This is a genomic window from Gilliamella sp. B3817, from assembly GCF_026536705.1.
Lineage (GTDB): Bacteria > Pseudomonadota > Gammaproteobacteria > Enterobacterales > Orbaceae > Gilliamella > Gilliamella apicola_I.
The window spans coordinates 13,103-24,923 of record NZ_JAFNNV010000003.1; the positions used below are offsets into that span (position 1 = coordinate 13,103).

General features: G+C 34.8%; 9 protein-coding genes. 6 read left to right on the top strand and 3 right to left on the bottom strand.

Features of this window, described 5'->3' with window-relative positions:
- Position 1: 1 nt before the first annotated feature.
- Positions 2–781, bottom strand: coding sequence for a Cof-type HAD-IIB family hydrolase (locus J3U36_RS05005; protein ID WP_267351170.1), 780 nt, complete (start codon positions 779–781; stop codon positions 2–4).
- 1 nt (position 782) lies between these two features.
- Positions 783–1,466 (bottom strand): DnaA inactivator Hda, encoded by a 684-nt coding sequence (gene hda / locus J3U36_RS05010; protein ID WP_081299048.1) that lies wholly within the window; start codon positions 1,464–1,466, stop codon positions 783–785.
- Positions 1,467–2,041: 575 nt separating this feature from the next.
- Between hda and mnmG the strand changes: the two genes are divergently transcribed.
- A complete protein-coding gene (mnmG, locus tag J3U36_RS05015) occupies positions 2,042–3,934 on the top strand; it encodes a tRNA uridine-5-carboxymethylaminomethyl(34) synthesis enzyme MnmG (RefSeq protein ID WP_267379476.1) in 1,893 nt (630 codons plus the stop codon).
- Positions 3,912–4,520 carry a 16S rRNA (guanine(527)-N(7))-methyltransferase RsmG gene (rsmG, locus tag J3U36_RS05020; protein WP_267379479.1) on the top strand — a complete coding sequence of 203 codons (609 nt, stop codon included), beginning with the start codon at positions 3,912–3,914 and terminating at the stop codon, positions 4,518–4,520. The genes mnmG and rsmG overlap by 23 nt, the downstream gene beginning before the upstream one ends.
- 33 nt (positions 4,521–4,553) lie before the next feature.
- On the opposite strand, the gene J3U36_RS05025 is transcribed toward rsmG, so the two are convergent.
- Entirely contained in the window at positions 4,554–5,789 is a 1,236-nt protein-coding gene (locus J3U36_RS05025) for an N-acetylmuramoyl-L-alanine amidase (RefSeq protein ID WP_267360529.1), read from the bottom strand.
- 1,065 nt (positions 5,790–6,854) lie between these two features.
- Between J3U36_RS05025 and miaB the strand changes: the two genes are divergently transcribed.
- The 4 genes from miaB to mrdA all read left to right on the top strand — a co-directional run bounded on the left by miaB (position 6,855) and on the right by mrdA (position 11,821).
- Positions 6,855–8,282: a tRNA (N6-isopentenyl adenosine(37)-C2)-methylthiotransferase MiaB gene (gene miaB, locus J3U36_RS05030; RefSeq protein ID WP_267379483.1), complete on the top strand. Its 1,428-nt coding sequence runs from the start codon at positions 6,855–6,857 to the stop codon at positions 8,280–8,282.
- Between the two features lie 63 nt (positions 8,283–8,345).
- Positions 8,346–8,825 carry a zinc-ribbon domain-containing protein gene (locus tag J3U36_RS05035; RefSeq protein WP_267379486.1) on the top strand — a complete coding sequence of 160 codons (480 nt, stop codon included), beginning with the start codon at positions 8,346–8,348 and terminating at the stop codon, positions 8,823–8,825.
- Positions 8,826–8,849: 24 nt separating this feature from the next.
- A complete protein-coding gene (locus J3U36_RS05040) occupies positions 8,850–9,866 on the top strand; it encodes a PhoH family protein (RefSeq protein WP_267379489.1) in 1,017 nt (338 codons plus the stop codon).
- Positions 9,827–11,821, top strand: a complete 1,995-nt coding sequence (mrdA, locus tag J3U36_RS05045; protein ID WP_267379492.1) for a penicillin-binding protein 2 — start codon at positions 9,827–9,829, stop codon at positions 11,819–11,821. The genes J3U36_RS05040 and mrdA overlap by 40 nt, the downstream gene beginning before the upstream one ends.

Here is an 11,821-nt window from a genome sequence, read left to right on the forward strand (position 1 = left end):
TTTAAATCAAACCAAATTTTTTTAGGGCTTTTGCAATCCCATCATTATCATTGGAATCAGTGACAAATTCAGCTTGCTCTTTTAATTTGTCCACAGCATTAGCCATTGCTATCGGGTGATTAACGGTTGTAAACATCTCAAAATCATTCATCCCATCACCAAATGCGTAAGTTGGCACATCAGTGAATCCTTTTTTTTGCAATAACTGATTAATACCGTTACCTTTAGATCCACCATGATTAAAAACATCAACGCAATATGGCGTGTTACGTATAAACGTTAATTCCGGAAAAGCATCACGATAAACAGATTCACCTTCTTCGCACAACAATAACATCATTTGAATCGGTTCGTTTAGATAAAGCAGATCATCAACAGGGGGAATAGGTTGTTTAAGATAGTGATAAAACGTTTTTGCGGCTTGAGTACACTCAGAAATACGCATTATTTCATCATTATAAAAAGCTAAAGGAATATTCATTTGCTGTTTTGAAAACTGATACATTCTGGCGATTAAATCTTTATCGATATTATTCGTAAAAACTTTCTCGCCTTTATATAGAACAATTTGCCCATTCATACCGATAATAGAATCAATCGACAATTTTTTCATTAAATCGGTCACTTCACAAGGTGTACGACCTGTTGCAAGCATTGGAATAATATTATTTTGCTTTAGCTTTCTTATTGCCTCAACTGAACTTGCTAAAACCTCTATTTGACTATTAAATAAAGTCCCATCTAAATCAAAAAAAACGATAGCTTCAGGCTTATTACTCATATTACAAATCCAAAATATTTTTAATAAAAGGAATCGTTAACTTACGTTGTTCCGCTAATGTTGCTACTTCAAACTTTTCTAACAAAGAAAACAGGGTACGCATATCACGATGGACACGCTTTAATAAAAATAATCCAACTTCAGTCGATAATTCAAAACCGCTTAATTGGGCTCGTAGTTGTAACGCCTTAAGCTTATCATCATCACTTAATTCTTTTAATTGATAAACTTGCCCCCAACTAAGTCGTGATACCAAATCAGGCAATATAAAAGAAACCTGTTTAGGGGGTGCACTGGCAGTAATCAATAATTTACTAATATTTTTTTCAGTCAGACGGTTAAATAAATCAAAAATAGCTTCTTCCCAATCCCGATTACCTGCAATAGCATCAATATCATCTAAACAAACTAAATCATAATTATCCAACCCTTGTAAAATTTCGGGAACAAGGTGGAAATACTGTTTTAAAGGAATATAACTAGCCAGTTTATTTTGACTTGAGGCATGCAATAGATGAGTACGACCAGCAGCACTTGCCGACCACATATAAAATACATTGAAACCTTGCTTAACCAATAAAGTTTGCAATGAATCAAGTAATAATTGATTATCACCTATATAAAAACTGTCGAAAGTTTCACTATTTGGTAATGAAAAAGGCAACGGTAATTGTGAAAGAGTAATAAAGTAACCTCACACTAAAAAATTAATCTAGTTAAGTATAAATTTGCTTTTGTAAAAATAAAAGAATTTTATAAAAAAGGAACAATTTAAAAAAATAAAAAATCGTTATTCAAAAAACCCTCGATATATTTTATCAGTAAACTATTAAAAAACAGCCAACAAAAAGACCAAAAAATAAGCAATTAAAATATATTTTTGTGGATAACTCTGTGCTAAAAGAAAGTAATAAGCTGTGATAAGGCTATTAATAACCTAAATGACAAAACCAATTGTGGATAACTAAGCTAATTATCAACAAGTTTAGATCAACAAAGATCCGATCAATTAACAGTGTTACAGGATCAATAAGATCCTATAAAATAATTACTATATCCAGTTATCAACAGAAAGGATCCGCTCTAGTAGTAATAAAAATAAAAAGATCACATAAAAGATCTTATTTAATTTAAATGGCGATCAAATTAGATCATTTGACGTATTCAAAAAGATGAGTAAAATCGCTAACGCTAATTTAGATCAAAACAACATGTCTGAACTAACAATCATCTTCATAGAAAATAACAACGAGGCTTTATATGTTTTATCCAGATCTTTTTGATGTCATTATTGTCGGCGGCGGTCATGCTGGCACAGAAGCTGCCATGGCATCAGCAAGAATGGGCCGCAAAACACTACTTTTAACCCATAATATCAATACATTAGGACAAATGTCCTGTAATCCTGCTATAGGTGGTATTGGTAAAGGTCACTTGGTAAAAGAAATCGATGCCATGGGCGGATTAATGGCTCATGCGATTGATCTTGCAGGGATCCAATTTAGGATCCTTAATAGCAGTAAAGGTCCAGCGGTCAGAGCAACACGTGCACAAGCGGATCGATCGCTTTATCGAAAAGCGATCAGAACAACACTTGAAAACCAAGAAAACTTAATGCTCTTTCAACAATCCGTAGAAGATGTGATCATTGAAAACGATCAGATCACCGGAGTTAAAACGCAAATGGGCGTCTCTTTTAAAGCTAAAGCCGTCGTCTTAACGGCTGGCACTTTTCTAAATGGAAAAATCCATATTGGTTTAGATAATTACAGTGGAGGAAGAACAGGGGATCCTGCCTCAATTGGACTATCTAAATCATTACATCAATACCCATTTAGAATGGGAAGATTAAAAACAGGTACACCACCGCGTATTGATGCCCGAACAATTGATTTTTCTAAATTAGGTACACAATATGGAGATGATCCTGTTCCGGTATTTTCGTTTTTAGGTAATGCTAATCAGCACCCAAAACAGATCCCATGTTATATAACAAGCACAAACGAAACGACACATGAGATCATTCGTAATAGCTTAGATCGAAGTCCAATGTACACAGGGGTGATTGAAGGCGTAGGTCCAAGATATTGTCCTTCAATTGAAGACAAAATTATGCGTTTTTCAGATCGTAATTCTCATCAGATCTATTTAGAGCCAGAAGGATTAGATAGTAACGAAATATACCCAAATGGGATCTCAACCAGTTTACCATTTGATACGCAACTTGCTTTTGTACGTAGTATGAAAGGTCTTGAAAATGCTAATATCATCAGACCTGGGTATGCGATCGAATATGATTATTTTGATCCTCGTGATCTCAAACCTACACTTGAAAGTAAAGTGATCAAAGGGCTATTTTTAGCTGGACAAATTAATGGGACAACAGGGTATGAAGAGGCAGCAGCTCAAGGCATGTTAGCAGGTTTAAATGCCGCACGGTTTGTTTATGATCAAGATCAATGGTATCCAACGCGTGATCAAGCTTATTTAGGTGTACTGGTTGATGATCTTTGTACGTTAGGCACCAATGAACCTTACCGAATGTTTACTTCTCGTGCTGAATATCGTTTGATGTTACGTGAAGATAACGCTGATATTCGCTTAACTGAAATTGGTCGTAAGCTAGGCATGGTTGATGATTATCGTTGGCAAAAATTTAACGAAAAATTTGAAGCGATAGAACAAGAAAGAGCACGTTTACGCGATATACGGGTGCATCCACATATTGAAACTATTGATGAAGTGAATGCCGTTTTAAGTGCTAATTTAACCAAAGAAGCAAATGGTGAAGAGTTACTTAAACGCCCTGAAATGAGCTATAACACATTGAAATCATTATTACTATTTGCGCCTGGATTAACTGATCCTAGTGCTGCAGAACAAGTTGAAATTCAAGTTAAATATGATGGATATATTAAACTTCAAATTGAAGAAATCGAGCGCCAAAAACGTAACGAAGAAACATTAATTCCTGAGCATATTGATTATACTGAAATTTCTGGATTATCAAACGAAGTTGTCGCTAAATTGAAACAGCATAAACCAGTATCGATCGGGCAAGCTTCACGTATTTCAGGCATAACACCAGCGGCAATATCAATGTTATTAGTTTATTTAAAAAAGAAGAATTATGTTAAAAAAGAAACTCACTAATCTTATTGATCAAACAGATCTTTTGATCACAGATCAGCAAATTGATCTGCTTATTGAGTATGTTGAAATGCTGAATAAATGGAATAAAGCCTATAATTTAACTGCTGTGCGTGATCCCAACGAAATGTTAGTAAAACACATTATGGATAGTTTAGTGGTATCGCCCTATTTAGTGGGCGAACATTTTATTGATGTTGGAACAGGACCAGGGTTACCTGGTATTCCATTAGCGATCATCAATCCGGATAAACAATTTGATTTAGTTGACAGTTTAGGAAAACGTATCCGTTTTTTAAAACAGGTAAAATTTGAATTAAAACTGAATAATATTAATCCGGTGCAAAGCCGCATAGAAGACTATACCGAACAACAGTTTGATGGTGTCATTAGCCGAGCGTTTGCTTCATTACAAGATATGCTCACTTGGTGTCAGCATCTACCAAATCAACAGGGATCGTTTTATGCTTTAAAAGGTAGTGAACAAGATCCTATCCCTGAAGGGTTCGAACTTAAACAGAATATCAAACTGACTATTCCACAATTAAATGCGGATAGATGTTTAACGATTATTACTAAAGTTAATTGACGATAATTTTAATTCTTACCTGAGAAAGAAATATTAATTTTTACGCTTTTTCAGGTAATCTTTGATACCACTAACAATCGCTTTTGATACTTGATTCTGGAAAGAAGCGGTTTTTAATTTTTTTTCTTCGTTAATATTACTAATAAAAGCGGTTTCCACCAAAACAGAAGGAATATCAGGGGCTTTTAAAACAGCAAAACCTGCTTTTTCAAGTGAAGGTTTATGTAAACTATTGACGCCTTTTAGTCGATTTAATATAGCATTACCTAATAATACACCGTTGCTAATAGTTGTTTTTTGGACTAAATCTAAAATAGTATTATCTAAATATTTATCACCACTGCGACTCACGCCACCTATTTGATCGGCATTATTTTGTGTTTGAGCCAAATAATTTGCTGCCGAACTTGTCGCCCCTCGGGTGGATAATGAAAATACAGAAGATCCTCTAACTGATCGACTGGTAAATGCATCTGCATGGATAGAAATAAAAAGATCGGCATGTAAAGATCGTGCTTTAGCTACTCGTACTTTCAATGGGATAAACACATCTTCATTACGGGTCATATAAACTTTAACATTCGGCTCTTTTTTCAATAAATTAAAAGTTCTGCGTGCAATTTGTAAAACAATATCCTTTTCTCTGGTTTTGTTATAGCCAATCGCACCCGGATCTTCACCGCCATGACCGGGATCGAGCATCACAATAATCGGGCTATTTTTCTTTTTATTAATGGGTGGTTTGATCTCAGCTTGCTGTTGGTTTAGATCACCTTTTGTATATTCTTCTAACAGTGCTAATAAAGGATCATCATCTGTTATTGAAGATTGTTTTGAAGGATAAAGATCGATGACTAAACGGTTTTTAAATTCGGCTACAGGGGGTAACGTAAAAGTATTGGGGTCTATTCCTTGCTTAGCTTCGATCATGATTCTGACCGTTTTAGCATCCAACTGGATAACTTGAATTGATTTGATGTAAGGATCGTGACTTAATACTTTCGATGAAATACTTTTTAAAACAGGATTTGAATTGATATTATCAATATCGATCACTAATCGATCTGGGTTAAATAATGCAGCACTTTTGTATTTAAGCTTACTATTAGATTCTAACGTAATTCGTGTGTAAGTAGAGGAAGGCCAAATACGAACAGCGACCATTTGTGCCATTGCTGAAGCAAGACCAACACGAGTGACAGACAATAAACAAGTCGCAAGAATACCTTTAACTAAAAGGCGTTTTGTTGGACTGAACGTTTTTGACATATCTAGGCACTTTCAATAATTAAATTAAGGCGGATAATAACATAAATTATTGTGAATGGTAAAAGTTACCAAGAATTATAACTGTTTCGCATCGTTGCAAAAAAAGCTTTTGCTTTAATTCGAAAACATATTCATAAAATTAAAAAAAAGAGAGTAACAGAAGTTACTCTCTCACTCAATTGGAAGAACTTTGAAAACTACCAAAAGAGTATGTTATAAACTGTATTTAGCAGTTATATCGATTCCTTTAAAAAGGAGGACTACTGATAAATAACGAGTTACTTCTCGTTAAATTTATCCCAACAAACATTAACGAGAAAATCTAGCTTAATGGCCAGTCAATTCAGTGCTAAAGTATTGTTAGTTGTAGTCCTCCAACAAATTTGCACCTACTGTTAACTAAAGTCAATCTTTAATTTAATAAAGAAAGCATTTAGTAACTGCTAAGTAGTATATCATTTAGAATAAAAATATGAAAGGTAATTTAGTGACTAAAAATTAAAAATATTTAATTGATTGATAGAGTTATTAAGAGCATCTGAAATAAATATAAAGATTATCGTTACAAAAAGACGAGTAACCTAAGTCACTCGCCCTCATTATGTCATTTAAAATCTAAATAGCAATAGTCTTAAAAACGACTACACTAGATGGATTTATTTTGTTTAAATATTTCTGAATTATTCAAATCATTTTGAAATATTTAAAATAAGTTCTGACGAGAAATTCTAACAAATGGTTAGTCATTCAAGTTGGTAGCATAACTTTGTGTAGTTCCTGCTGACAACTATGTTAATACTGAAAAATCCTATGGTAGAACCAAATGATACAAATCAGTAGTAGTAACTATAATCCAAAAAAATGAAAAATATAACAATTAATTAGTAATTTTATGTTAACTGTTTTAAGCATAAATTAAAAAGGTTAAATTGAAATTATTTTTTTTAGATAACAATTATTATTTTATTATAGACCCTACATTCACAAAGGATTACAATATGGCACGCTAAAATCGCGGATTTAAACCCGTTTTCATTTTAACAATTAAATATAGCTGAGTTATTGATGAGCAAAAAATTACATATCAGAACTTGGGGCTGCCAAATGAATGAATATGATTCAACCAAAATGGCAGATCTCCTTGAATCCACCCACGGTTTAACATTAACAGACAACGCAGAAGAAGCAGATATTTTATTATTAAATACTTGCTCGATTCGAGAAAAAGCGCAAGAAAAAGTTTTTCATCAATTAGGACGTTGGAAAAATTTAAAACAACATAATCCCGAAATTATCATTGGGGTTGGTGGATGTGTGGCTTCTCAAGAAGGTGCGCATATTCGTAAACGTGCACCTTTTGTCGATATTATTTTCGGTCCGCAGACTTTTCACCGTTTACCGGAAATGATAGAGCAAATTCGAAGTGGAAAAGGAAATCATGTTGTCGATGTAAGCTTTCCTGAAATTGAAAAGTTTGATCGCTTACCTGAACCTCGTAGTGAAGGTCCGACAGCGTTTGTCTCGATTATGGAAGGATGTAATAAATATTGTACCTATTGTGTGGTACCTTATACCCGTGGTGAAGAAGTGAGCCGACCTTGTGACGATGTAATTTATGAAATAGCTCAACTGGCAGAACAAGGTGTGCGTGAAGTTAATCTGCTTGGTCAAAATGTCAATGCTTATCGAGGACCAACCTTCGATGGCGATATTTGTTCATTTGCAGAACTACTTCGGTTAGTCGCTGCCATTGATGGTATTGACCGTATTCGTTTTACAACTAGTCATCCAATTGAGTTTACTGATGATATTATCGATGTTTATCGTGATACGCCTGAATTAGTTAACTTTTTACATCTACCGGTGCAAAGTGGATCGGATCGTGTTTTAAATTTAATGAAACGTACGCATACGGCACTTGAATACAAATCAATTATCCGAAAACTACGCAAAGTCCGTCCAGACATTCAAATTAGTTCTGATTTTATTGTTGGATTCCCGGGTGAAACACAAGAAGATTTTGAACAAACCATGAAATTAATTGCTGATGTCAATTTTGACTTAAGCTATAGCTTTGTCTATTCTGCACGCCCTGGTACACCAGCGGCAGAAATGGAAGATAACGTTTCTGAAGACGAGAAAAAACAACGTCTTTATATCCTACAAGAACGTATCAATCAACAAGCAATGCAATTTAGCCGTCGTATGTTAAATACCGTGCAACGCATTTTAGTCGAAGGACCATCTAAGAAAGATCTGATGGAACTAACGGGCAGAACTGAGAATAATCGTATTGTTAACTTTGAAGGTCATCCTAATATGATTGGTAAATTTGTTGATGTTGAAATTACCGATGTTTATCCAAATTCATTAAGAGGTAAAGTTGTGCGTACCGAGGATGAAATGGATCTGCGTGTGAGTGAATCTCCTATGTCTGTAATCTCAAGAACCCGTAAAGAAAACGATTTAGGTGTCGGTATCTACCAACCATAATAAAAATAACATATTGAATTATTAAAAAATAATATTTTATCATAATGGAAAGGAAAGAAAAAAATGCTTATTATATTCGGCTCCAGAGGTCGTGAAGTAAACGAAAAAACAGGGCAATTTAATTGCCCTAGTTGTTGTACACAGCAAAACATCAAAACTGATGAAAAACAACAACAATATACGCAAGTTAAAGTGGCAAGATATTTTACATTGTTTTTTATACCAATATTCAGTTTTCAAACATTAGGAAGATACATTAGATGTAATCATTGTCATTCAGAATATAATGAAAATGTTTTAAAATATGTACCGCCTACATTAGAAGAAGAAATTGGTAAAGATGTTGAGCAAGAATTAAAAAGTGGTACACCAATCTCAATGATGATCAATAAACTAAAAACGCAAGGATTAGATGAACAACAGGCTACAAAACTGGTTGATCAGATAGTATCGGGAAATATTGTTACTTGTCATCATTGTAAAAAGGAATTTTTGAAAGGTGTTGAAAAATGTCCTTTATGTGAAGGATATCTTAGCAATTAACATGAATGTTTAGAGGGCTTATCATTGAAAATTATTACACATCAAACCGTGCTTGAACCAGATGATAATCAAAGATTAAATAGTCTTTGTGGCCCTCATGATGACAACGTAAAACAACTTGAACGTCGACTTGGTATTGAAATTAATCATCGAGGTAATCTATTTTTAATTACCGGTGATCAGATTTGTGTTAACGCAGCCGATCAGATTTTAATGTCACTTTATCAACAAACTAAAACCAAAAACAACATTATTGATATTGAACCCGAATACATTCATTTAGCGATAAAAGAATCCGGTGTGCTTGAAAAAATGAAAGAACATCTTCCTGCTTATACTGATCAGCATGGAAGTAAAATGGTGATGATTAAAACAAAACGTGGGGTAATCAAACCAAGAACGCCCAATCAGGCTCAATATATTGCGCATGTTTTAGATTATGATATCTCGTTTGGTATTGGACCTGCGGGAACGGGTAAAACCTATTTAGCGGTGGCAGCTGCTGTTGATGCATTAGAAAAGCAACAGATTCGTCGGATAGTACTGACTCGACCCGCTGTTGAAGCGGGTGAAAAACTTGGATTCTTACCAGGTGATTTAAGCCAGAAAGTCGACCCGTATTTACGCCCACTTTATGATGCGCTATTTGAAATGCTGGGTTTTGAAAAAGTCGAAAAACTGATTGAAAAAAGCGTGATTGAAGTTGCGCCACTAGCGTATATGCGTGGTCGTACCCTAAATGATGCATTTATTATTCTCGATGAAAGCCAAAACACCACAATAGAACAAATGAAGATGTTTCTAACACGCATTGGCTTTAACTCAAAAGCTGTTATAACAGGGGATATCACTCAAATTGATTTACCGCGTCACCAAAAATCCGGTTTACGTCATGCAATTGAAGTTTTAAGCCAAGTTGATGAAATTAGTTTTAACTTTTTTAATAGTGAAGATGTTGTTCGTCATCCGGTAGTTGCCAGAATTGTCAACGCTTATGAACAATGGGAACAACAAGAGCATCAATCAAAAAGCAGTATTTAAGGAGTATTATTATCCCTATTACAACAAAAAAAAAGCGAACTAATATTCGGGATCATTCAGCAGAAACAAACTTATTCCTGCGTAGAGCTTTGTTTGCTTTTGTGGTAATTATCTTTTTGATTATTATTTTATTAGTGAATTTAGCGGATCTTCAAATTGCTAATTTTAGTTATTACAGTACTAAATCAAATAATAATCGTATCGAAATTATACCTATTCCTCCTAGTCGCGGCATGATTTATGACCGTAATGGAACGCCATTAGCCAGTAATAATATCACCTATCAACTAAACATTATTCCTGATAAAACCAAAAATCTGAATGAACAATTTGAACAATTAAAAAAAGTGGTTGATTTGACAGATGAAGATATTGAAAATTTCCAAAAAGAAAGACGAAATTATCGCGCTCACAGACCCGTTCCGCTAAAAGATAACCTTAGTAAAGAACAAATTGCACGATTTGTTGTCGATCAACACAGATTTCCTTTTGCCTCAATTGTTAAAATACAACACCGCTATTACCCTTATGGTGCATCACTAACTCACATTCTGGGGTATATCTCAAAAATAAATAGTCAAGATAAAAAGCGGTTAGAAGAAGAAAATAAAACCAGTAATTATGTTGCGACGCTCAATATCGGAAAAATGGGCATTGAACGCTATTATGAAAACATATTACATGGCACAGCTGGTTATGAAAAAGTTGAAGTTAATAGTCGTGGACGTATCGTCCGGCTCCTTGAACAGCATCCACCGCAAGCAGGCGAAGATATCTATTTATCAATAAATCTCAAATTACAACTTTACATCGAAAAACTTCTTGCTGGGCGCAAAGCTGCTGTGGTGGCGATTGATCCCAATAATGGGGAAGTCCTAGCGATGGTATCAAGCCCTAGTTATGATTCAAATGATTTTGTTGGAGGGATATCAAGTGCAAAATATAATGAATTACTCAATGATCCGAACAAACCTTTATTTAATCGGGCTTTATTGGGGGCTTATCCACCTGCTTCAACCGTAAAACCCTTTATCTCTGTAGCTGCATTAAGTGAAGGGGTTGTAACGCCCAAAAGCGTGGTTAACGATCCTGGATGGTGGCAATTACCGGGAACTGAAAGACGTTACCGAGACTGGCTAAAATGGGGACATGGTCGGGTTGATGTACTAAAAGCGATAGAAGAATCAGTAGATACCTATTTTTATCAAGTTGCTTATGATATGGGGATTGATCGTTTAAGTTTATGGATGACTAAATTTGGCTATGGTCAACGCACTGGAATTGATATGTCACCAAGTGAAGAGACACGCGCTGTTATGCCAAGTCGAGAATGGAAAAGTAAACGTCATAAAAAATCCTGGTTACAAGGAGACACTATCCCTGTTGGCATTGGTCAAGGATACTGGACTGCAACACCAATGCAAATGGCAAAAGCATTAACTATCTTAATTAATAATGGAAAAACTTATACCCCCCATTTTTTACTGTATAAAAAGAGTGATATTTTAAATTCCAATGAAGATCAGTTTTACATTGATCCCGTTCAATTTGAACAGCCAAATAATTTAACAGAAGTTAAAACAAATTATTGGGATTTAGCGAAAGAAGGTATGTATAGAGTGATGTTTGGTTCACGAGGAACAGCACGTAAAGTGTATGCTGGCGCTCAATATCAAGCAGCAGGAAAATCAGGAACAGCACAAGTGTATGGTTTAAGAGAAAACGAAACTTATAATGCGAACAATATTCCCGAGCATTTACGTGATCATGCATTATTTATTGCTTATGCGCCTTACGATAAACCCAAAATAGCATTGGCTATTGTACTTGAAAATGGGGGGGGCGGAAGCTCAAATGGTGGTGCGGTTGCACGTAAAATTCTTGATTTTTATCTATTAGGCAATCACTCCACTGATCTCGATGACGCAGCTCAAGATACAGGATATGAAAATTAA